Raw genomic sequence first — 21,636 nt, forward strand, 5'->3', positions numbered from 1 at the left:
TATTAATATTTTTATAAATAAAGATTCCCGCCGTAGCGGGAATGACAATATAGTAAATTATTGGGTTTTATTTATTCTCTTTTTTCCAATCTTCTTTAAACTCACATTTTTTATATCCGTCTCCTAACTTTATGTAAGTTTCTGCAATTTTATCTTTTACCCACTTGGTAATTGTTTCTTCTTTTTTCTTTTGAAGTGCCAACTGTTGTACCTTTACATAGTCTTTTACTAAATCAGCTGTGTGAGTATCTGTTCTTTCTTTCATTATAAGAACTTTATACATTTTTTCACCTCCTCTTGTTTCATCATAAAAGACATCAGACAGTTCTCCTTTTTTAAGTTCACTAATTCTACCAAATAAATCTGGTGGCATACGTGTTAATTCAAAAGTAGATTCTCCTGTATATGGATTTACAATTAGACCTCCACTATTTTTAGTGTCTTTATCTTCTGAGTATTTTTTTACAGCTTCTTCAAAAGTTAGCTTACCGTCTTTAATGTCTTTTATTACATCTTCTATTTCTTTCTTAGTTTCATTTAACTTTTCATCAGAAATTTCTGGTTGCATTAAAATATGTGAAACTATACGTTCTCTACCTCTAATTTTATGTAATAAAGCAATATGATATCCAAAGTCTGTTTTAAAAGGTTCTGAAATTTGACCTTCATCTAAAGTAAAAACAACTTCTTTAAATTCTTTAATGAATGGAGAGTCTTTGGTAATAGCTCCTAAATTTCCTCCTGTTTGTCCTACAGATGGCTCATCAGAATTAATAATAGCTTTTAACTTAAAACTTGCTCCTCCTTCAACCTCTTTTTTTATTTGATTTAACTTATCAACAACACGTTGCTCTTCTTCTTTTGTTGCTTCTGCTTGTAATACTAACTGCGCTATTTCTACCTCAGCAGGAAACTCTGGTAAATTGTTTTTATCTTTTAATCCATTAAAATAAACACGAACTTCTTCTGGAGTAACGTCTACATCTTCAGTAATTTTTTCTTGCTCTTTTTTAATTAAAAGATTTTCTTTTTGAACACGCTCTAACTCTTTTCTAAAATCTTCTATATCATTAAAACCATACGCTTTTATAGCTTTTTCTTGGCTTCCATATTCATTTGTAAAAAAAGCTATACTTCTTTTAACACCACCATCTACTTCTGCCTGAGAAACTGTAACACTATCAACAATTGCATGATGTGCTAATAATTTTTGTTGCATTAGCTCTTCTAACATTTCGCAGTCTGAAAACTTAACTTTTCCTTCACTACGATTTTCTACTTCTTGCTTAAACTTATCAATATCAGAATCTAATACAATATTCTTACCTACTACTACCGCAACACCGTCAATTTTATTTGGGTTAGTTTGAGCAGCAAGTACCGAAGCAAATAATAAAGCTATTAAAGTACTAGTATTCTTTAAAGTTTTTGTTTTGAATTGCATCATTTATCAGCGTTTTTTCAATCTCTCTAATTAATTCTATTTTTCTCTTGTGTAAAATGATTTGCTTAATTCTAGGACCTACATAGCTTAAAGGAGCTGTTTGTGTTTTTCCTAGAATATTTTTTACAGCGACCAAATATACTCCTAAACTATCTTCTTTTTGTATGAATTTTGATATTTTTAACAGTTTTTCTTTAGGTTCTGCTCTAAAAGGAGGAATTTTTTCTTGTAAATAATCAACCGAAACCCAAGCAGAATCTCTTAATCGATATGATTTGAAATTTATGGTTTGATCTTCTATGGCTATTTTGTCTTCTTCTTTTTCGGACTTAAATCGATCAATAGTTTCTTTTTTATCTAAAAAATCTTGTCCAAAATAAACATAATCAAACTGTAAAACATCGTCATTTAACTTAAAATTCTCTTTGTGTTTACTATAATAATTTGCAATTTCATTATCAGAAACAATTGTATCTAACTGTTGTTTTACCAATCGTTCTTTATATCCGTTTACATATAAACTTTCTCGGTAATCATTCACTAAATTATTAATCTTTTCGTTGTTTACAGAAGATATATTTTCCTCTGCCTTTCTTAATAAAAGTTGCTGTTTAGCCCAAGAATTAATAAGTCCTTTGACCAATACAACACTATCTTTTTTTGAAATATTGCTAGGAATTAAAGAAGCTATATCTTTTAAATATAAATTCACTTCATAAACAGAAGCTATTGGTTTTTCTTCCTTTACTTGTTCTTTTTTTAAAGAAATTAAATCGCAAGAAACCAATAATGTAGTAGTTAGTATTGCTAAAAAAAGTTTTTTCACTATGATTGATTATAAGTTTTCTTAAGTTTTTTAAGTGTCTTTTTTCTAATTCTCACTTTGTTATTATTTCTTAATTCTTTTAACCAATTTTCTTCTAATTCTTTTTGATAATCACTAATTACTTGTCCTTTAATTTTATCAAGCTCTTTTCCTTTATACTTTGAATTGTTCTTAGCAAAGAAACTTTTTAATCCTAAGGTATCTTTAGACGATTTGTTCCAAACTTTTTGTTGCATTAATTCAAAAAGCAACAACCCTTCTTTATACTCTAAAAATGTATTTCTAAAATCTGATTCAGAATTAATTAAGTTCTCTTTAAAATAATTTAAAATCTCTTTGTCTTTAAACTTTTCAAATTCATCTTCAATAGAATGATGATGTCTATTTTTTACATACTTGTAAAAATCTTCTTGCTTAATTTTTTTATCGTTAATACTTAGCAAATCATTTTGGAAATTACTTTTAGGTAAGTTTTTAAAATTCTTATCTTCAAAAACTTTAAATGCCTTAGCATTTACCTTAATTTTATACTTATCTTTTAATTTGTTAAGAACAACTTGATCTGAAAGTCTAATACGATTAGAGCTTTTAACTTTTTTAGTTAAATATGGCTTTGTCTTTTCGAAAGATTCTATTGGATATTTCTTTAGTAATTTAACAATATGCCAACCATATTTTGTTCTAAAAGGAGCACTATAATCATTAATGTTTTTAAGATTTTGAACAGCTGTTTCAAATGGTTCTACCATCATTCCTGTCCCAAATTTTGGTAATTTACCACCAATATTAGACGTTCCTTTATCTTCTGAATAAATTTTAGCTAGTTCTTCAAAAGATTTTCCTTCTTTTAATTTTTGGTAAGCAGAATCAATTTTAACCTTTCCTATAATCGATTTATCTCTTACTAAAATATGAGCCGCTTCAAAATCTCCTTTAGATTCTCTTTTATCTAAAACTTTTACAATATGATAACCAAAACGAGTTTTAAAAGGCATTGACACCTCTCCTTTTTTTGTTTTATATGCAGCGTCTTCAAAAGGATACACCATTCTAAAAACTTTAAAATACCCTAAATTTCCTCCATTAACTTTCACTGACGGATCTTCAGACATTTCTCTAGCAACTATAGCAAAATCTTCTCCTGCTACAATTCTATTTCTTGCTTTTAGAATCTTGTCATAATACTGTAACGTATCATTTGGATTCATGTGCTTAGGAAAACGAACTAAAACATGAGCCGCTTTAACTTCAGTTTTTGTTCTATTATAAGCTTCTTTTATTAATTTATTTACAAATTCTTGATCTTGTAAATAAGGCGTCATTAACTGCCTTTTATAGCCATCTAATTCTCTTTTATAAGCTTTAGCTGTATCTAACTTTTTATCAAAAGCTTCATTTACTTTTAACTTATAATCAATATATAATTGTAAATATTTATCAATGTCTTTTGAATCTTCATCTTCAACAATGTCTAAATTCTTTTCATAAACTCTTTTAAACTCATCAACATAAACGGGTTTATCGTTTATAGTTAATAAAACATCAGACTGTTGACTAAAAGTTGAAAAACTCGATAATGCTATTAAAGCGGTTAAAATACTTTTCTTCATTTGTTTATAATGATATAATACCTTCTATTGATTCTGCTTCTTTGTAATATGAAATAACTTCATCTGAACTTGCTACCTTTAAACGAATAGAAACGCTAATATATTTTCCTGTTTTAGATTTCTTTGTATTTATAATAGCTCCTCCTTTATTAAACAAATTTTGTACCGATTCTACCTTATCTCCTTCTGCAGGTACTATGAACTTGTATAAATAGTCGGTTGGAAATGTAGACGTATCGTCTAATTGTGTTTTTAATTTCTTGTAAAATTCTTCTCTTTTCGACATTCGTTATCTTGTTTTCTTCAATATTCTTTTAATTGACGATTTAAACAATCGTCGAAATACAAAATTACACTATTTATTAAATTTATAAATTGAAACTTCTATTTTTGCAAAATGCAACAAAAAATAGTTTTAATAGGAGGACCTGGAACTGGAAAATCAACCGTTTTAAATGAATTGATTAACAGAGGATTTGAATGTATGCCCGAAATTTCGAGAGAGGTTACATTAAAAGCACAAAAAGAAGGAATAGATCAATTATTCTTAACACAACCTTTATTATTTAGTCAAATGCTTTTAGAAGGACGTGAACAACAATATATTGATGCAAAAAATAGTACTTCTGAAATTGTTTTTTTTGACAGAGGAATTCCAGATGTACATGCCTATATGAACTATTTAGGAAACGAATACCCACCTGTTTACAAAGAAAAAAGTAGTCAATATATTTACGACAAGGTATTTATGTTAGCTCCTTGGGAAGAGATTTATCAATCGGACAACGAGCGCTACGAAACGTTTGAACAAGCCGTAAAAATTGATACTTTTTTACGAGACGCGTACCAAGAAATAGGTTATAAAATTATAAACGTTCCGTTTGGAACTGTAAAAGAAAGATGCGATTATATTTTACATTCGTTACAAAACGATGTACAATAAAGCACTTAAAATATTACAAGAACACTGGGGTTATTCTGATTTTAGAGAAGCTCAAAAACCAATTATTAAATCGGTTTTTGAGCAACAAAATACGATTGCTTTATTACCTACTGGTGGAGGAAAATCTATTTGTTATCAAATACCAGCACTTTGTTTTGAAGGTATTTGTATTGTTATTTCTCCACTAATTGCATTAATGCAAGACCAAGTTAAAAACTTAACTAACAAAGGAATTAAAGCTACTCTTTTACCTTCGGGTAGTACACAAGATGAACTCATTACTTTGTTTGATAATATTCGTTTTGGTAAAACTAAGTTTTTATACATTTCTCCTGAAAGATTACAATCTAAATTTATTCAAGAGAAAATTAAGCAGTTAAACGTTTCATTAATTGCTATTGATGAAGCACATTGTATTTCTGAATGGGGTCATGATTTTCGTCCATCCTACAGAAACATTAATATTTTAAAAGAGCATTTGCTTTCTACTCCTATAATTGCTGTTACCGCTTCAGCAACTAAAAAAGTAATTGACGATATCTCTGAAAGTTTACAATTTACCAATCCACAAATTTTTAGACAATCATTTTATAGAGAGAATTTAGCCTATCAAATATTTTACACTGAAGATAAACTCTATAAACTTCAGCAAATATTTAAGAAAAATAACACTCCTTCTATTGTTTATGTGAATTCTAGGAATAAAACAAAAGATATTAGTAATTACTTAAATGCTAACGGATTTAAAAGTTCTTTTTACCACGGAGGAATGTCATCAGTAGAAAAAGAAATAGCTTTTGATAATTGGATGACAGAAAAAACACCCATTATGGTTGCTACCAATGCTTTTGGAATGGGAATTGACAAAGCGAATGTAAAAGTTGTTGTTCACTTAAACCTTCCTTCTTCTATCGAAAATTATATTCAAGAAGCTGGTAGAGGTGGAAGAAATGGTAAAAAAGCATTTTCAGTTGTACTTACTAATAAGAGTGATATTCTACTCACGCAAGAATTGTTACAAAAATCGCTACCAACAATAAAAGATATTAAAGTTGTTCATCAAAAATTGTATCAGCAATTTCAAATTGCTTTAGGTGATTTTATTGAAACTCCGTTTGAATTTAACTTTTTAGAATTTTGTAATAAGTACAAATTTGTTCCCAATAAAACCTATACTGCACTTCAAATTTTAATCAATAACGGAATTATTCAACTAGAAAATAATTATCATAAAAAATCTGAAGTTCAATTCATAAGTAGTCCAAAGCAAGTTTTGTATCTGACTGAAAAAAATCATTCAGCAAAAAATATCGTTCAACTACTATTAAGAATGTATGGAGGTATTTTTGAACAACCTATAAAAATTGACGAGTTTTATCTAGCCAAAAAACTCAATACTACTTCTTGGTTTGTTATTGAAGAATTAGAAAAACTTGCCGAAAAAGAAATGATAAACTATAAAAAAGTAAATTCTAATAGTGATTTATTCTTTTTACATCCACGAGAAGATGATAAAACTATTAATAGAATTTCAAAGAATATTGAAGTTTACTTAAAGCAGAAAAAAGAAAAAACTGCCAGTTTATTAAAGTTCGTAGAAAATGATTCTGTTTGTAGAAGCAAACAATTGTTACATTACTTTGATGAAACCATAACTAATAATTGCGGAATTTGTGATGTTTGTTTGCAAAACAAAACTTCAATAAACGCAACTAGTATTTTAAACCTTTTAAGAAAACATAACGAATTAAGTTCAAAAGAAATCTGTGAACTTCTAAACGAAAACGAAACAAACATTTTAATACTTTTGCGAGAGCTATTAGCAGAAGAAAAAATTAGCTGTAATTCGTACAATAAATATACAATAGAATAAGACAATGAGAGATTTACGCATCGTTTTTATGGGAACGCCAGATTTTGCGGTTACCATTTTAAAACATTTAGTAGAAAATAACTATAACGTGGTTGGAGTAATTACTGCTCCCGATAAACCTGCTGGTAGAGGACGTAAGTTAAATCAATCAGCAGTAAAGAAATATGCGTTGTCTCAAGACTTACCTATTCTTCAACCTAAAAATTTAAAAAACGAAGATTTTCAAGAAGATTTAAAACAGTGGAATGCAAACTTACAAATAGTCGTTGCCTTTAGAATGTTACCTAAATCGGTTTGGGCAATGCCACAATATGGTACTTTTAATCTTCATGCTTCTCTATTACCAGAATATAGAGGTGCTGCACCAATTAATTGGGCAATTATAAATGGAGAAACCAAAACAGGTGTTACTACCTTTTTTATTGATGAAAAAATAGATACTGGAGAAATCATTTTACAAAAGGAAACTTCTATTAAAGATGATGAAACTGTTGGCGAATTACACGATACTTTAATGTATTTAGGAGCCGATTTAGTTGCAGAAACTGTTGATTTAATTACTAAAGGAGATGTTATCACAACCAAACAACCCGATTTAGAAGAAAAATCTGCGCCAAAATTATACCCTCATAATTGTAAAATAGATTGGTCTTTACCTTTAAATAATATCTACAATCATATTCGCGGTTTAGATCCTTATCCAACTGCTTGGACATCAATTATTAATAATGAAGAAGAGCTAGCTGCTAAAATCTATAAAGTTTCAAAACAATTTGAAGAACATCAACTAGAAACAGGAACAATTGTAGCGACCAAAAAAGAATTAAAAGTAGCCGTAAAAGAAGGTTACTTAAATATTCTTGAAATTAAACTTTCTGGCAAAAAGAAAATGGATGCTAAAAGTTTATTAAATGGATTTACTTTTTCTGAAAACGCTAAAGTGCTCTAAGCCACAGTACATAAGGCTTTATGAGTTTTTCAACTAAAAGAACCCTAGGTTATTAACAATTTAGGGGTATTTATTAACAAAACAGCATTTTTTTAGGGGTAAAACTTGCGCAATCCCGCATTCCGTCTATATTTGTTGAGCTATTAAGCAAAATAACATTAATTAATTTTTTAAAATCTATTAAAATTATGAACAAATCAGATTTAATCGATGCTATGGCTGCTGACGCAGGAATTTCAAAAGCTGCTGCTAAAGCTGCATTAGATTCTTTAACTTCTAACGTAACTAACTCTTTAAAGAAAGGTGATAAAGTTGCTTTAGTTGGATGGGGAACTTGGTCTGTATCTAAAAGAGCTGCTAGAACAGGAAGAAACCCACAAACTGGTAAAGAAATTCAAATCGCTGCTAAAAACGTTGTTAAGTTTAAAGCAGGAGCTGGTTTAAGTGACTCTGTAAACTAAGATTTACTTTATAAACATATACAAAACAGCATTTAGAAATTCTAAATGCTGTTTTTTATTTTTATAAAACTGTAACAAACTTCTTTTTAAAGATGTCTTTAAAGTAAATTAATAACTAATGAACCTTATGAGACATATAATTACAATTTTTAGCTTTATTATTTGTGTAAGCACTTCTATAGCACAAAAAACTGTTGATGCATCAGATATTATGAAAGACCTTAAAGAAGGTAAAAACGTACAAATATCTAATGCAACTATTAATGGAGTATTAGACTTTACTTTTATGGACGATGCCTTACCTAAATTACCCAAAAGAAGACGTTGGTGGAATAATGGTGGATCGAATACTGTTGAAAAACAAATTGCTGGAAAAGTGCAATTTACAAACTGTACTTTTCAAGATCACGTTTTAGCATATATACCGCATGAAGATAGCGGGTATACATTTGTGGCTAACTTTGAAGACGTAGTAGTTTTTAAGGATTGTACGTTTGAAGAAAAAGCAATGTTTAAATATTCAGATTTTGAAAGAAATACCGATTTCTCTGGATCTAAATTCAATGGAGATTCTACCTTTAAATATGCAAAATTTGAAAGAGATATTACTTTTGAAGATACTTTATTTGACGAACCATCTACATTTAAATACTCTAAGTTTAAGCAATATGTAAGTTTTGAAAATGCTATTTTTAAAGACACTGCTATTTTTAAATACACAGAATTTAAAGACGGAGTTTCTTTTAGAAATGTAAAATTCGAAGAAGATTTAAACATTAAATACACCAAAGTACATGGTAAGTTTGATATTACTAATATGGATGTAGCCTACGATATCGATTCTAAATACACACGAATTAATGGAAAAAGCTTTAGTAAGTATCTTTTGAATAGTAAGAAATAATATAACTTTTCGTAAGTTTAAACTCGTTACTTAATCGTAACGAGTTTTTTTATGCATAAAGTTTAAGTTAATTTTCTTTAATCAAGTGAATATAACTTTAGATAAGAAATAGTTTATGAATACACTACAAAGAATTATACCTGCTCTAATATTACTTTTTATCTCTCCTCTTATAGCAGAATTTTTATTAGGCGATTTTAATATTCGGCAGCTTGGGTATTTAGGAATTTTCATTCCTTTATATGGAGCATCTGCACTTTTTATTCGAGAAATTGTAAGAAGAACTAGAAGAGGTTGAATAACTATGATTTTATTAGGCGCAGTATTTGGTTTAATTGCTGAAGGTTTAGTGAATTTAACCTTATTTAATCCGAACTATGCAGGAACAACACTTTTAAAATATGGTTTTATTCCTCAATTAGGTACTTCATTTAATTATGCAATCTTCATAATAACTCTTCACACAGTTTGGAGTATGAGTGCTCCTATTGCTATAGCTGAAGGTTTTGCTGGAAAACGTTCTCGTGAACCTTGGTTACACACATCAGAACTCATAGTAGTTGGAATATTCAGTATACTTGGATTGGCTGGAACAGCTATTTCAACTATAAAACGATTTGACTTTATCGCATCTATTCCTCAATATATTTCTATAGTTCTAAGTATTTTTTTAATCATCTTTATAGCCTTTAAGGTGATAAAGAAACCTTTTAAAAAGTCGGTAATAGAAAAAGATAAAACTCTTTCTATTTGGTTAGTTCTTATTATTTCATTTGTCTTATCTAGTACATTCCAATTATGGTTTCATTATGCACCAAACCACAAATTTTCTTATTTATTTGGATTATTGGGGTTTATGGTCCTTGATATTTTAGCTATTATAATATTTACAACTTGGGCAGCTCAAAAAAATTGGAAGGCAAAACATATATTGATGGCAGCTACAGGAGCAATATTAACTTATGGCTGGTTTGGTCTTCGAAGATTAATAGTATCAGGACATACAGCAATGGGAATACCAACAAAAACAATTGATATTATTGGACAAGTATGTTTATTAATACTACTTCTTTTAATTAGTATTATTTCTTTAAAAAAACTACAAAAAGAAGAATAAAAAAAATCCACTTTAAAGCGGATTTTTTTTATTCTTCAACATCAAATTGTTTTTTCATTTTTTTACTTCCTTCATAAAGTTCATATTTTACAAATCGGCAATCTAAATCACCATTTTTAAGCGGAATTCTTTTTGAGGTTCTTAATCCAACATTTTTTAGTGCTTGAATATCCGAAGTAATTAACCAAGCTGTAGAGTTAGAATAATTGTGTTTTAATGTATCTCCTATCTTTCTGTAAAACTCATTAGTATCAATATTTAATCGTTCACCATAAGGCGGATTAAACAGAATAGTCGTTTTACCAAAAACCTCTTTTTTAGAATTAAAGAAATTTACATGGTGCACTCCTATAAACTCTTCTAAATTAGCATTAATTATATTTTGTTGCGCCTTTCTTACTGCTGAAGGCGCTTTATCAAATCCCATTATTTTAAAATGAGAACTTTTTATCTTTTTTAATAATGAATCTTGAATAGTGAAATATAAATCTTCATCATAATCATTCCAATTTTCAAAAGCAAAATGTTTACGATTAATATTTGCCGGAATATGATTGGCAATCATCGCTGCTTCAATTAAAATCGTTCCAGAACCACACATTGGATCTATAAAGTTTTCTTCTCCTTTATATCCTGAAAGTAAAACTAATCCTGCCGCCAACACCTCGTTAATTGGTGCTATGTTAGTGGCACTTCTATATCCTCTTTTATGCAATGATTCACCAGAAGAATCTAACGAAATTGTCAACCATTCTTTATGAATGTGAATATGAATTTTTACGTCGGGATATTTTAAATCAACATTCGGTCGTTTACCGAATTTATGTCTAAAATAATCGGCAATGGCATCTTTTGATTTTAAACTAATATAGTGCGAATTTGTTGTAAAGTTTCTAGAGTTTACTACCGCCGCAACAGCGAAAGTTCCGTCAACTTCTAAAAAACGTTCCCATTTTACACGTTGTATTGCTTCGTATAAATCTTCTTCATCAAAAATTTTACTTCGTTTAATAGGTTTTAAAATTCTAATAGCTGTTCTTAGAGCAATATTAGCTTTGTACATAAAACCTTTATCACCTCTAAACGACACATTACGAACTCCTTCTTTTACATCTTGAGCTCCTAATAAACGTAATTCATCAGCTAAAACTTCTTCTAAACCAGCCATGGTTATGGCAGTCATTTTAAAATCTCTTTCCATTAACGAATAAATTGAAATGCAAAAGTACAACATAGAGTGGTTACAAAATGTAAGATTTCTTTATTTTTGCAGACCTTATGGGTATGAATATAAAAACAGACTGGTTTTCTTCGTGGTTTAACACACCGTTTTATCATATACTGTACAAAAACAGAAATGATAAAGATGCGCAATTCTTTATGCGTAACATTACTTCATTTTTAAAATTACCAACTACAGCTCATATTGTAGATTTACCTTGTGGCAAAGGTAGACATTCGGTATACTTAAATTCTTTAGGATATACGGTAACTGGTGGAGATTTAAGCGAGAATAGTATTATACACGCACAACAATTTGAAAACGAGACGTTAAAGTTTGAAGTATGGGATATGCGTAAACCTTATGAAAATAAGTATGATGCAATATTCAATCTTTTTACAAGTTTTGGTTATTTTGAAGATGATAAAGAAGATATACTTATTCTACAAAACATGAAAAATGGTTTAAAAGAAGACGGAACCTTAGTGCTGGATTTTTTAAATGTAGAAAAAGTAAAAAATACGTTAGTTAAGAATGAAATAAAATCGATAGATAGTATTGATTTTCATATCAACCGAGAAATTAAAGACGGTTTTATCTTGAAACATATTTCTTTTACTTTTGAAGAAAAAGAATATTCATTTACCGAAAGAGTAAAGTTTTTAGATTTAGAAAAAATGCAATCATATTTTGAAAAAGTAGATCTAAAAATCACCAACATTTTTGGAAATTATGCTTTAGATTCTTTTGATAAAGAAACTTCCGACAGATTAATATTAATTGCTAAATAAATGAGTTACCTACTACTAATTGCTTCTGTACTTATTGGTGCTATCATTGTTTTATTACTAAAACCGTCTAACAAAATAGTTAGATTGTTATTAGCTTTTAGTGGTGCTTATTTATTATCAGTTACTGTTTTACATTTAATTCCTGAGGTATATGAACATGCGCATGGAAATACGAAACGTTTCGGGATTTTAATTTTAGCTGGAATTTTAATCCAATCTGTTTTAGAATCTTTTTCAAAAGGTGCTGAACATGGGCATATCCATATACATTCTGATGAAAAGAAGTTCTTTTGGTTGCTTTTTTTTAGTTTATGCTTACATGCTTTTTCTGAAGGTTTGCCTATAAATCATGATCATTCTGAACAAGACAATTTACTTTGGGCAATCGTGATACATAAAATTCCGATTGCTATTGTATTAACTACTTTTTTACAACAAGCAAAATACCCTAAAAAAACAGTTGCTTTATTTCTAACAGTTTTTGCCTTAATGACACCATTAGGAAAGTTGTTAGCTGAAAAAGTTGACTTGTTTATAAAATATCACACAGAGATTACTGCTTTGATTATTGGTGTATTCTTACACATTTCTACCGTTATTCTTTTTGAAAGTTCTGAGAATCATAAATTCAACTTACAAAAATTCTCTGCTATCCTTCTCGGTATTTTGTTGACTATTTTTAGTTTATAATTTGTTTACCTATATTTAGTGAGTTAAAATTACCTATTTATAGGTAGTTAAATCAAATTACTTTTATTGAAATTTATATAAACTAATTAATCTACTATGAACACCAATAAAATCAAAAATATTGTTTTATTATTCACAACTTCTTTAATGTTCTTTTTTTGTCATTCGACTTTTGAAGATGCTGATAATATTCCTGATAAAGAAGTTACTTATCATTTAAATATAAAAAAGAATATATTTCAAGTAATACATAATTCAAAATTATTAGGAACAAATTATGCTATCTTGGTGAAGTTTGATAAAATGGAGAGAGATACTGTAAAAAAATTAAGTTTTAAATTAACTAATTTTGGTGGTCCAATTCATTATAAAATAAAAAATGTCAAAATATTAGATAATTATGATTTCGAATTTGATTTAAAACCTACTTTTTTTAAACCAGAAAATAGCGTTTACGAAAAATCTGATGTTAATTATATCATAGAAGCCAATAGATCATCAGATTATGATAATCATATTTATATCGAGACACCTTGGGGAACAAGAATAAATGAAAGAGATATTCTAAATATAAAAGAACCACAAAGTTTTTGTTGTGGTAGACAATGTAAGTTTAACTATCTTAATTAATTTCTTTGATAAAAAAAATTCAATTGATTTTATTTTTTGTGGGTATACTAAAAATATACCCACAAAGTTTTTCTGATAATGTATATAAATTAAATCAGTTTGATTTTAGTTTTAATTTCACAAACGATAATGTAGAAAATCAATACTTACTTTATCAAAAGAAAGTTTTAGAATTAAAAAAAGTTGACACTCTATTAATAAAGAAATTAAACAAAAATGCTCAATTAAAAAAAGACACGATTTTATTATATATAGCCAAAGGAGACTCTTGTATTATCAAAAAAAACAAACACTATAATACTGCTTTTAATTTTTTCAATTTAGCATATCAAAAATCAATAAATTTAAAAGATTCTGTATTAATCTGTGAAACACTTAAGAGAATTAACAACTATTGTTTAGACACTGAAAAAAACATAAAATCTTTTAAATTTTATTCTAACAATTATCTCAAGCATGCTTATAATAAATTTGAACAATCTCAAGCAATGTTCTTTTTATTATCTTTTAAACTCCAACAAGCTTATTTAGAAAAAAAGCCTTTTCTAATTGAAAAAGTCACTGACGATATAAAAGAACAAATAACCATTTGTAATCGTAATAAAAATATTTTCTTAGCTGCCGATTTTCACAATTTACTTGGCGTTTCATTTGATGTTAATTATAAAAATTTAGATGAAGCCATTTTTCATTTTAAAAAAGCTGAAGAAATATATTCTACGAGAAAAGAACTTTCTTTTTTTAAACATAAAATATTTGATGTACTTGTTAACAAAAGCTTTGTTTATAATCAAAAAAGAAATTATATAAAGTCTAATGAAATATTGTTCAAAGCTCTTAAGATAGATATTCCAAACAAACAATATAAAGGGTTTGTTAATGCTTATGAATTAATTTCAAATAATTATTTTTCTTTACAGAATTATAAAAGAGCATTTAACTACTTATCTAAAAGTAAAAAACTTGACGCTATAATTAAAAGAAATAAATATGCCATTGCAACTGAGGAATTTCAAACTAAATATCAAACCGAAAAAAAAGAAAAAGAGAACCTACAACTTAAACAAGATAATTTAGTTAGTGAACAAAAAAGAAAACAAAACCAAAATCTCTTTTATGGTGCTTTATCTTTTTTAGTTTTAGGAGGTGTTATAACTTTCCTTTCTCTCAAAAATTCACGTAAAAAACGTCTATTAGCAGAACAACAACAAGAACTAGAGCAACAAAAAAATATTACACTCATTAAAGAACAAGAAATTATGGCTATAAATGCTATGATAGAAGGTCAAGAAAAAGAGCGTCAGATAATTGCCGAAGATTTACACGATAATATCGGTAGTGTTTTAGCAACACTAAAACTTCATTTTGAAAATTTAAAGTTAAACCGTAAAAAGAAACATTTTAATCAAGAAGAACTATACGAAAAAACTGAAAAATTAATTGACGAAACTTATTTAAAAGTACGAAGCATTGCCCATGCAAAAAATGCAGGAGTAATAGCTAATCAAGGACTTTTGGTCGCAGTAAAATTAATGGCTGAAAAAATATCATCTGCTAATAAAACTCAAATAGAAGTTTTAGATTATGGTTTAGAGAAACGCATAGAAAACACAATTGAATTAACCGCATTCAGAGTAATCCAAGAACTTACAACCAACATTATTAAGCACGCAAATGCTACTAAAGCAACCATAAACATTTCATTATTTGATAAAGTTTTAAACATTATTATTGAAGATAATGGTAAAGGCTTCAACTTTAAAGAAACTAACCTTAATAATGGTATGGGTTTACATGCTATTCAAAGAAAAGTTAAACATTTAAACGGAACTTTTGAAGTAGATTCTACTCTAAATAAAGGAACAACAATTATCATTAATTTTCCTGAAACGAATACCTAAACCTAAGTATTTTATTTCAAATCTGTTATCATTATATTTGTTAAAAGACAAAAATTATGATAACTATTGCTATGGCAGAAGATCATCAAATGCTTATAGATGGTGTAAAATCTTTTTTCGAATATGACGATGAAATCCAAATTATTGGCACTGTAAATAATGGTGAAGATTTAGTAAAACTCGTTAGCTTAAAACAACCAAAATTAGTTATTACTGACATTAGAATGCCTAGAATGGATGGTATTAATGCTACCAAACATATAAAAAAGCAATTTCCTCATATACGAGTTTTAGCACTTACTATGTTTGATCAACCTGACGCTATAAAGCAAATGTTAGATGCAGGTGCTTCTGGATATTTACTTAAAAACTCAGGCATTAAAATGCTTTCTAAAGCCATTGTAACTGTTGCTAACGGAGAAACATTTTTTGACCCAAATGTTGCTTTTAATTTTATGAATAGTTATATAGATGAAAATGTAACTATTGGAAAATCAGAAAAAGTAATTCTTTCGAATAGAGAAAAAGAAATTTTACAACTTATTGCAGAAGGAAAAACTTCTAAAGAAATTAGTGAAGCACTTTTTATTGCCAAAACTACTGTTGATACTCACCGTAAAAATATGATTCGTAAACTAAAACTTACTAACGGAAACGAATTGGTTAAATACGCTATTGACAAAAAGTATAGTTTTTAATCCTCTTCTCTATTCACCAAATCAATAGAAAATGCTGGTAAACAAATGGCTAAATATTCACATTCTTCTTCAAATGGATTTGAATACTGAATTCTTACATTCTTTTCAATTTTAATAGACTGACCAGCTTCTAAAACAACAATTTCACCATCTATATTAAACTGTTTCTTTCCTTTAATAATGTAGGTGTATTCCTCAAATTCTGGAGCTTGAAAAGGCTCACTCCAACCAGCAGGAGCAACCATATGTGCAATACTTATTTTAGAATCTTTGGTAGTTGCATTACCAAAATGCTCTTCAATTAACTTTCCATCGGTAGTTGGAACAACAAAAGGTGATTTTTGAATGGTATATTTCTTCATTTTATAGAGATAAAAAAATCCGAAATTTATAATTTCGGATTTCAATGACTTTTTAGTTAAACCAAACTGTAAATGATTTAATTTTTGCTAAATCAGGAATTTGTTCTAAACTCACTTTTTGAGTACTAAATTCCTTTAAGCCTAAATCTTCTTTGTCAATAGTTACTGTTGCGTTTAACTCATCAATAAATAAAGTAGCAGATGTAAATGAGGTTTCAACCTTATCAATCTTATTATTTGCATTAATCTCTTCAAAAGTAGAATTAATATTTAATCCAGATTTTGTTTTAAATCTATCATCAAAAACTTCAACACTTTTAATGGTAGATGTAGAGTCTAATTGCTCTTTTGGTACAATGGTAAGCAAGTGCTTCCCTCCTTTTTCGTAAATTAAATACTTATCATCTTCTTGAAAATAGCTATTTCCTTTAGCTCCTTCACTTAACACTTTTACTACAGAGTCGTTTTCAAAAATCTTATCAAAATCTTGTACTGTAGTTTTGGTAGTTAACTGACCAATTTTTCCTTTGGCTATATCGTATTTACTTTTACCACATTGTACAAATAATACTGACATTAGTCCTACCAAAATAGCTTTATAAAAATGCTTCATTAATCTGTTTTTTAGTTTAAACGTAACTTTTAAGAATTACTTATATTTATTTTAATACTTTTTTTAATATTCCGAAGGCAGCTCTAATAAACGTAGCACTAGTCAATACTTTTACTACTGGATTCATTCGAGTACTTCTACTTCTTTTTGAAGAAGTTCTTCTCTTTGTTTTTTCTTTTTCCTTTCTTTCTTCCTCTTCAGATTTTTCTTTGTTAATTTTGTCTATCTTCTCGTTTAACAATTCGTAAGCACTCTCACGGTCTACTTCTTTGTTGTATTTAGAAATTAAGTTAGAATTTTCTAAAACTTCTTTTAACTCTTTATCCGTTAACACATCCATTCTACTCATCGGAGCTCGCAACATAGTTCTTGCCAACGGAGTTGGAATTCCTTTTTCATTTAATACAGAAACTAATGCTTCTCCAATTCCTAATTGTGTTAATACCTCTTTTGTATCATAATATTCTGAATCTGGATAATTTTCTGCAGCTAACTTAATAGCTTTTCTATCTTTCGCTGTAAAAGCTCTTAATGCATGCTGAATCTTTAGTCCTAACTGCGCTAAAACATCCTCTGGAACATCTTTAGGATTTTGGGTTACAAAATACAATCCTATTCCTTTAGAACGAATCAACTTTACAATACTTTCTATTTGACTCAATAATGCTTTTGAAGCTTCGTCAAATACTAAATGCGCTTCATCAATAAAAATAATTAACTCAGGTCTTCCACTATCTCCTTGCTCTGGAAAAGTTTCATAAACCTCTGCTAATAATTGAAGCATGAATGTTGAAAACAACTTAGGTTTATCTTGAATATCAGTTAATCTTAATACAGAAATTACTCCTCTACCATTTTCATCAATACGAGTTAAATCATCTACATCAAACGATTTTTCTCCAAAAAATAAGTCTCCTCCTTGTTGTTCAATCTCGATAATCTTTCTTAAGATTGCTCCCGTACTTGCTGTTGAAATTCTTCCGTATTCTTCTTGAATCTCAGTTTTACCTTCGTTAGTAATAAACTGAAGAAGTTTTTTAAAGTCTTTTAAGTCTAATAATGGTAGTTGATTATCATCACAATACTTAAAAATAATAGCAACAATACCTGCTTGAGTTTCGGTTAAATCTAAAATTCTAGATAATAATACAGGACCAAATTCTGAAACTGTAGCTCTTAAACGAACACCATCTTGTTCAGAAATTGATAAGACTTCAATAGGAAATTTTTTAGCATCAAACGGAATACCAATTTTCTCGTGACGCTCATCTATTTTAGGGTGTCCAGGACTCGGTTGTGCTAATCCACTCAAGTCTCCTTTAATGTCCATTAACAACACAGGAATTCCTTTTTCAGATAAATTCTCTGCCATTACCTGTAACGTTTTGGTTTTACCTGTACCTGTAGCACCAGCTATTAATCCGTGACGATTTAAGGTTTTTAACGGCACATTTACCAAAGCGTTTGTTACAGTTTCTTCTCCTAACATAGCTGCCCCTAAAGTGATAAAATCTCCTTTACAAGCATAACCTTCATTTATGTAATTAAAAAAAGTTTCCTTATTGCTCATTTTTCAACAAAATTTCGATAAAAATACTATTAAAATTAGCATTTCAAAAACTCGTTCGATTTAATTTATCAAGTATTTCACTAAATTTACCTATAACCAAACTTAATCAAGCAATTATGAAATACATACATCTTATTTCTTTTTCAATTCTTTTGGCATTTGTATCGTGTAAAACTACCGCTGAAAAACCTAGTTTAATTTTTCATAAATCTAAGTTAGAACGTAAGAAAAATGCTCAGTTTTCTGATGCTGTTGAAGCTGGAAATACACTTTATTTGGCAGGACAAGTTGGGATAAATCCTGATACTAAACAACTTGCAGGAAACACCATTGAATCTCAAACCGAACAAACATTACAAAATATAAAAGAAGTATTAGAGCATCATGGTTCTGACTTAGAACATGTTGTAAAATGTACCGTTATTTTAAGTGATGTAAACGATTTTAAAGCATTCAATACAATTTTTCGTAAATATTTTCCTAAAAATAAACCTGCAAGAACTACCTTTGCAGCCGATTTATTAGTAGGTGCTAAAATCGAAATTGATGTAATAGCCGTAAAAGTAGATGGATTTAAAGACGCAAGAATTAATTAATAAAGGAGAAATGCTTCCGTTAATGGAAGAGTTTTATACGATTCAAGGTGAAGGTGCACATACTGGTACTGCTGCTTATTTTATACGAATTGGTGGTTGTGATGTGGGATGCCATTGGTGTGATGTTAAAGAAAGTTGGGATGCTAATTTACACCCTCCTACAGATACAGACATTATTGTTGCTAATGCTAAGAAGTATGCCGAAACTGTAGTGATTACTGGTGGTGAACCTTTAATGTGGTCTTTAGATTATATTACAAATCTATTACAAGAAAACGGAATTAAAACTCACATAGAAACTTCTGGAGCTTATGATTTCTCTGGAAAATGGGATTGGTTTTGTTTATCTCCTAAAAAAACAAAATTACCTTTAGATAGAGCATATGAAGAAGCAGATGAATTAAAAATGATTATTCATAATAAAAATGATTTCCAATTTGCTGAAGAACAAGCTGCCAAAGTGGGTAAAAAATGTAAACTTTTTTTGCAACCTGAGTGGAGTAAAAAAGAAAAAATGACACCGATGATTATTGATTACGTAATGGAAAATCCTAAATGGAGAATTTCTTTACAAACACATAAGTATTTAAACATTCCATAAAAAAAGCAACCTAATTAGGTTGCTTTTTTTATGGAATACTATTTACATTCTAATCTACTATGCATTATTCTACCATTCATATTAATACAACCATGTTTATCTTTATAATGATTAAATCCTAAAACTTTAAAGGTATTTACATCAATTGTATCAATATATTTTTCCCATTTTTTTTCATATGTAATCTTTTTATTAAGATAGTACAAAAAGTACTTATCAGTTGAAACATTAAAATTTTTATAAACTTTTAAGTTTTTATAATCTAAGGTTGGTACTTTAAAATTTTCCTTATAGTAACTACATCCATCTGTAGACCAACGACTCCATTTTTCTTCATCTAAAAACATAAGTTTAAACGAATCTACTGAACAAACATTTAATCCTTCTGTTTTGTAAAAGACATCTTTTAAGTCTTTTGAATAGTAATCGTCTATTACCTCAAAGCCTTTAGAACTGGAATTGGTTATAGAATCTGTATAGTAAAAAGCTTTAGTTTGATCTATAGCATAACCTTTAATTAAAACCTTAAATGTATTGGGATCTGCTCCTTTGATAATTTTCTCTTTAAAAAAAACAAAGTTTTTATCTTTTCCATAAATATTTTCATCAGTATTTATCTTTGAAAATGTTTTATAATCAACCGATTTTAGCAACATCTTATTCCAACCTCCTTGAGAGAAACTCCAATATTTATAATAAACTTTATCATCTTCAATTACATAATCAGATTTACATGATAAAATTGTAAACAAAATAAATGCAAAAACATATTTTTTCACTCTCATACTTACCAAAAGTAATCAAAATAAAAAACTCGCCAATTGGCGAGTTTTTTATTTTATATTCTTTAAAAAGTCTATTCTTTATAAACTCCCATGTTTGCATATTTATCCATACGTTGTGCTACTAAATCAACTTCTGATAAATCTTTTAATTCATCAAATGCTTTTAAAATTTGATCTTTTACCGCATTAAAAGCTCCTTCTCTATCAGAATGCGCTCCCCCTAAAGGCTCTTCAATAATTTCATCTACTAATGCTAATTTTTTCATGTCATCAGCAGTTAATTTTAAAGCTTCAGCTGCTTGCTCTTTATACTCCCAACTACGCCATAAGATTGATGAACAAGATTCAGGAGAAATTACTGTATACCATGTGTTTTCCATCATATATACTCTATCTCCTACTCCAATACCTAAAGCTCCACCAGAAGCTCCTTCACCAATTACAATTGTAATGATTGGAGTTTTTAAACGTGTCATTTCAAAAATGTTACGAGCAATCGCTTCTCCTTGTCCACGTTCTTCAGCTTCCAATCCTGGGTAAGCCCCTGGAGTATCTAATAAAGTAACTACAGGAATTCCAAATTTTTCTGCCATACGCATTAAACGTAAAGCTTTACGATATCCTTCTGGATTTGCCATACCAAAATTACGATACTGACGTGTCTTTGTATTGTATCCTTTTTGTTGACCGATAAACATAAAAGATTGATCTCCTATTTTACCTAAACCACCAATCATAGCTTTATCATCTTTTACGCTACGATCTCCGTGTAACTCCATAAAAGTATCTCCACATAATGCTTTGATATAATCTAAAGTATACGGTCTGTTTGGGTGACGTGATAATTGTACACGTTGCCAAGGAGTTAAATTTTTATATATATCTTTCTTAGCTTTTGCTAATTTCTTTTCTATTTTTTTACATGTTTCGGTAACATCTACCTCGCTCTCTTTTCCTATATCATAACATTTTGCCAATTGATCTTCTAGTTCTTTAATTGGCATTTCAAAATCTAAATATTCCATTTTATATAGCTTTGTTTCTTGTTAT

At 28.8% G+C, this 21,636-nt stretch carries 24 protein-coding genes; 14 read left to right on the forward strand and 10 right to left on the reverse strand.

From position 1 onward, the window contains the following. Positions 1 to 67 precede the first annotated feature (67 nt). Genes WH52_RS02590 through WH52_RS02605 form a run of 4 tightly spaced genes read right to left on the reverse strand, consistent with a single transcriptional unit; the run spans position 68 to position 4,166 of the window. On the reverse strand, positions 68 to 1,447 hold the full coding sequence (locus WH52_RS02590) for a peptidylprolyl isomerase (protein WP_233131506.1): 1,380 nt from the start codon (positions 1,445 to 1,447) through the stop codon (positions 68 to 70). Continuing rightward, a complete protein-coding gene (locus WH52_RS02595) occupies positions 1,410 to 2,270 on the reverse strand; it encodes a hypothetical protein (RefSeq protein WP_086029352.1) in 861 nt (286 codons plus the stop codon). Before WH52_RS02595 ends, WH52_RS02590 begins: the two co-directional genes overlap by 38 nt. Further along, entirely contained in the window at positions 2,270 to 3,880 is a 1,611-nt protein-coding gene (locus WH52_RS02600; protein ID WP_086029353.1) for a peptidylprolyl isomerase, read from the reverse strand. The genes WH52_RS02595 and WH52_RS02600 overlap by 1 nt, the downstream gene beginning before the upstream one ends. Before the next feature lie 4 nt (positions 3,881 to 3,884). Continuing rightward, positions 3,885 to 4,166 carry a DUF493 family protein gene (locus tag WH52_RS02605; RefSeq protein ID WP_086029354.1) on the reverse strand — a complete coding sequence of 94 codons (282 nt, stop codon included), beginning with the start codon at positions 4,164 to 4,166 and terminating at the stop codon, positions 3,885 to 3,887. A 111-nt stretch (positions 4,167 to 4,277) separates the two neighbouring features. Between WH52_RS02605 and WH52_RS02610 the strand changes: the two genes are divergently transcribed. From WH52_RS02610 to WH52_RS02640, 7 genes are all read left to right on the forward strand, one after another. Then, entirely contained in the window at positions 4,278 to 4,823 is a 546-nt protein-coding gene (locus WH52_RS02610) for an AAA family ATPase (RefSeq protein WP_086029355.1), read from the forward strand. After that, positions 4,813 to 6,696: a RecQ family ATP-dependent DNA helicase gene (locus WH52_RS02615; RefSeq protein ID WP_086029356.1), complete on the forward strand. Its 1,884-nt coding sequence runs from the start codon at positions 4,813 to 4,815 to the stop codon at positions 6,694 to 6,696. Before WH52_RS02610 ends, WH52_RS02615 begins: the two co-directional genes overlap by 11 nt. Positions 6,697 to 6,700: 4 nt before the next feature. Next, complete coding sequence (gene fmt / locus WH52_RS02620) at positions 6,701 to 7,645, forward strand: methionyl-tRNA formyltransferase (RefSeq protein WP_198938354.1); 945 nt, start codon at positions 6,701 to 6,703, stop codon at positions 7,643 to 7,645. A gap of 188 nt (positions 7,646 to 7,833) precedes the next feature. Then, positions 7,834 to 8,106, forward strand: a complete 273-nt coding sequence (locus WH52_RS02625; protein WP_086029358.1) for an HU family DNA-binding protein — start codon at positions 7,834 to 7,836, stop codon at positions 8,104 to 8,106. A gap of 127 nt (positions 8,107 to 8,233) precedes the next feature. After that, positions 8,234 to 9,010: a pentapeptide repeat-containing protein gene (locus WH52_RS02630; RefSeq protein WP_086029411.1), complete on the forward strand. Its 777-nt coding sequence runs from the start codon at positions 8,234 to 8,236 to the stop codon at positions 9,008 to 9,010. A gap of 115 nt (positions 9,011 to 9,125) precedes the next feature. After that, on the forward strand, positions 9,126 to 9,308 hold the full coding sequence (locus WH52_RS02635) for a hypothetical protein (protein WP_086029359.1): 183 nt from the start codon (positions 9,126 to 9,128) through the stop codon (positions 9,306 to 9,308). Between the two features lie 6 nt (positions 9,309 to 9,314). Continuing rightward, positions 9,315 to 10,127 (forward strand): hypothetical protein, encoded by an 813-nt coding sequence (locus tag WH52_RS02640; RefSeq protein WP_086029360.1) that lies wholly within the window; start codon positions 9,315 to 9,317, stop codon positions 10,125 to 10,127. 28 nt (positions 10,128 to 10,155) lie between these two features. On the opposite strand, the gene WH52_RS02645 is transcribed toward WH52_RS02640, so the two are convergent. After that, positions 10,156 to 11,328, reverse strand: a complete 1,173-nt coding sequence (locus tag WH52_RS02645; protein WP_086029361.1) for a THUMP domain-containing class I SAM-dependent RNA methyltransferase — start codon at positions 11,326 to 11,328, stop codon at positions 10,156 to 10,158. An 83-nt stretch (positions 11,329 to 11,411) separates the two neighbouring features. Here WH52_RS02645 and WH52_RS02650 point away from each other — a divergent pair, with 83 nt between their 5' ends. The 5 genes from WH52_RS02650 to WH52_RS02670 all read left to right on the forward strand — a co-directional run bounded on the left by WH52_RS02650 (position 11,412) and on the right by WH52_RS02670 (position 16,059). After that, positions 11,412 to 12,140, forward strand: a complete 729-nt coding sequence (locus WH52_RS02650; RefSeq protein ID WP_198938355.1) for a class I SAM-dependent methyltransferase — start codon at positions 11,412 to 11,414, stop codon at positions 12,138 to 12,140. Further along, on the forward strand, positions 12,141 to 12,830 hold the full coding sequence (locus WH52_RS02655; RefSeq protein WP_086029362.1) for a ZIP family metal transporter: 690 nt from the start codon (positions 12,141 to 12,143) through the stop codon (positions 12,828 to 12,830). A gap of 96 nt (positions 12,831 to 12,926) precedes the next feature. Beyond that, positions 12,927 to 13,460 carry a hypothetical protein gene (locus WH52_RS02660; RefSeq protein ID WP_086029363.1) on the forward strand — a complete coding sequence of 178 codons (534 nt, stop codon included), beginning with the start codon at positions 12,927 to 12,929 and terminating at the stop codon, positions 13,458 to 13,460. Between the two features lie 23 nt (positions 13,461 to 13,483). After that, on the forward strand, positions 13,484 to 15,361 hold the full coding sequence (locus WH52_RS02665; RefSeq protein WP_143592021.1) for a tetratricopeptide repeat-containing sensor histidine kinase: 1,878 nt from the start codon (positions 13,484 to 13,486) through the stop codon (positions 15,359 to 15,361). Positions 15,362 to 15,417: 56 nt separating this feature from the next. Next, on the forward strand, positions 15,418 to 16,059 hold the full coding sequence (locus WH52_RS02670) for a response regulator (RefSeq protein ID WP_198938356.1): 642 nt from the start codon (positions 15,418 to 15,420) through the stop codon (positions 16,057 to 16,059). Here the strand turns inward: WH52_RS02670 and WH52_RS02675 are convergent. The 3 genes from WH52_RS02675 to WH52_RS02685 are packed head-to-tail and all read right to left on the reverse strand — an operon-like array spanning position 16,056 to position 18,604. Continuing rightward, a complete protein-coding gene (locus WH52_RS02675; protein ID WP_086029365.1) occupies positions 16,056 to 16,421 on the reverse strand; it encodes a cupin domain-containing protein in 366 nt (121 codons plus the stop codon). The two genes, WH52_RS02670 and WH52_RS02675, sit on opposite strands and share 4 nt — an antisense overlap. 52 nt (positions 16,422 to 16,473) lie before the next feature. Then, positions 16,474 to 17,034 (reverse strand): hypothetical protein, encoded by a 561-nt coding sequence (locus WH52_RS02680; protein ID WP_233131507.1) that lies wholly within the window; start codon positions 17,032 to 17,034, stop codon positions 16,474 to 16,476. 46 nt (positions 17,035 to 17,080) lie between these two features. Then, positions 17,081 to 18,604, reverse strand: coding sequence for a helicase HerA-like domain-containing protein (locus WH52_RS02685; RefSeq protein ID WP_086029366.1), 1,524 nt, complete (start codon positions 18,602 to 18,604; stop codon positions 17,081 to 17,083). A 116-nt stretch (positions 18,605 to 18,720) separates the two neighbouring features. On the opposite strand from WH52_RS02685, the gene WH52_RS02690 reads away from it, so the two are divergent. Both WH52_RS02690 and WH52_RS02695 read left to right on the forward strand, forming a co-directional pair. Further along, on the forward strand, positions 18,721 to 19,200 hold the full coding sequence (locus tag WH52_RS02690; RefSeq protein WP_086029367.1) for a RidA family protein: 480 nt from the start codon (positions 18,721 to 18,723) through the stop codon (positions 19,198 to 19,200). Then, on the forward strand, positions 19,172 to 19,801 hold the full coding sequence (locus WH52_RS02695; RefSeq protein ID WP_086029368.1) for a 7-carboxy-7-deazaguanine synthase QueE: 630 nt from the start codon (positions 19,172 to 19,174) through the stop codon (positions 19,799 to 19,801). Before WH52_RS02690 ends, WH52_RS02695 begins: the two co-directional genes overlap by 29 nt. A gap of 38 nt (positions 19,802 to 19,839) precedes the next feature. Here the strand turns inward: WH52_RS02695 and WH52_RS02700 are convergent, their stop codons facing one another. Together WH52_RS02700 and WH52_RS02705 are read right to left on the reverse strand one after the other, a co-directional pair. Then, positions 19,840 to 20,586 (reverse strand): DKNYY domain-containing protein, encoded by a 747-nt coding sequence (locus tag WH52_RS02700; protein WP_086029369.1) that lies wholly within the window; start codon positions 20,584 to 20,586, stop codon positions 19,840 to 19,842. A gap of 71 nt (positions 20,587 to 20,657) precedes the next feature. Beyond that, a complete protein-coding gene (locus WH52_RS02705) occupies positions 20,658 to 21,611 on the reverse strand; it encodes an acetyl-CoA carboxylase carboxyltransferase subunit alpha (RefSeq protein ID WP_086029370.1) in 954 nt (317 codons plus the stop codon). Positions 21,612 to 21,636 lie beyond the last annotated feature (25 nt).

It is taken from the genome of Tenacibaculum holothuriorum (assembly GCF_002120225.1).
GTDB lineage: Bacteria > Bacteroidota > Bacteroidia > Flavobacteriales > Flavobacteriaceae > Polaribacter > Polaribacter holothuriorum.

Bases quoted from the DNA above. Each gene is read 5' to 3' on its own strand.
- WH52_RS02690 (WP_086029367.1), top strand. From the start codon at position 18,721: ATGAAATACATACATCTTATTTCTTTTTCAATTCTTTTGGCATTTGTA.
- WH52_RS02635 (WP_086029359.1), top strand. From the start codon at position 9,126: ATGAATACACTACAAAGAATTATACCTGCTCTAATATTACTTTTTATC.
- WH52_RS02630 (WP_086029411.1), top strand. From the start codon at position 8,234: ATGAGACATATAATTACAATTTTTAGCTTTATTATTTGTGTAAGCACT.
- WH52_RS02590 (WP_233131506.1), bottom strand. From the start codon at position 1,447: ATGATGCAATTCAAAACAAAAACTTTAAAGAATACTAGTACTTTAATA.
- WH52_RS02655 (WP_086029362.1), top strand. From the start codon at position 12,141: ATGAGTTACCTACTACTAATTGCTTCTGTACTTATTGGTGCTATCATT.
- WH52_RS02625 (WP_086029358.1), top strand. From the start codon at position 7,834: ATGAACAAATCAGATTTAATCGATGCTATGGCTGCTGACGCAGGAATT.
- WH52_RS02610 (WP_086029355.1), top strand. From the start codon at position 4,278: ATGCAACAAAAAATAGTTTTAATAGGAGGACCTGGAACTGGAAAATCA.
- WH52_RS02615 (WP_086029356.1), top strand. From the start codon at position 4,813: ATGTACAATAAAGCACTTAAAATATTACAAGAACACTGGGGTTATTCT.
- WH52_RS02675 (WP_086029365.1), bottom strand. From the start codon at position 16,421: ATGAAGAAATATACCATTCAAAAATCACCTTTTGTTGTTCCAACTACC.
- WH52_RS02600 (WP_086029353.1), bottom strand. From the start codon at position 3,880: ATGAAGAAAAGTATTTTAACCGCTTTAATAGCATTATCGAGTTTTTCA.
- WH52_RS02670 (WP_198938356.1), top strand. From the start codon at position 15,418: ATGATAACTATTGCTATGGCAGAAGATCATCAAATGCTTATAGATGGT.
- WH52_RS02705 (WP_086029370.1), bottom strand. From the start codon at position 21,611: ATGGAATATTTAGATTTTGAAATGCCAATTAAAGAACTAGAAGATCAA.
- WH52_RS02680 (WP_233131507.1), bottom strand. From the start codon at position 17,034: ATGAAGCATTTTTATAAAGCTATTTTGGTAGGACTAATGTCAGTATTA.
- WH52_RS02700 (WP_086029369.1), bottom strand. From the start codon at position 20,586: ATGAGAGTGAAAAAATATGTTTTTGCATTTATTTTGTTTACAATTTTA.
- fmt (WP_198938354.1), top strand. From the start codon at position 6,701: ATGAGAGATTTACGCATCGTTTTTATGGGAACGCCAGATTTTGCGGTT.
- WH52_RS02645 (WP_086029361.1), bottom strand. From the start codon at position 11,328: ATGGAAAGAGATTTTAAAATGACTGCCATAACCATGGCTGGTTTAGAA.
- WH52_RS02660 (WP_086029363.1), top strand. From the start codon at position 12,927: ATGAACACCAATAAAATCAAAAATATTGTTTTATTATTCACAACTTCT.
- WH52_RS02640 (WP_086029360.1), top strand. From the start codon at position 9,315: ATGATTTTATTAGGCGCAGTATTTGGTTTAATTGCTGAAGGTTTAGTG.
- WH52_RS02605 (WP_086029354.1), bottom strand. From the start codon at position 4,166: ATGTCGAAAAGAGAAGAATTTTACAAGAAATTAAAAACACAATTAGAC.
- WH52_RS02695 (WP_086029368.1), top strand. From the start codon at position 19,172: ATGGATTTAAAGACGCAAGAATTAATTAATAAAGGAGAAATGCTTCCG.
- WH52_RS02685 (WP_086029366.1), bottom strand. From the start codon at position 18,604: ATGAGCAATAAGGAAACTTTTTTTAATTACATAAATGAAGGTTATGCT.
- WH52_RS02650 (WP_198938355.1), top strand. From the start codon at position 11,412: ATGAATATAAAAACAGACTGGTTTTCTTCGTGGTTTAACACACCGTTT.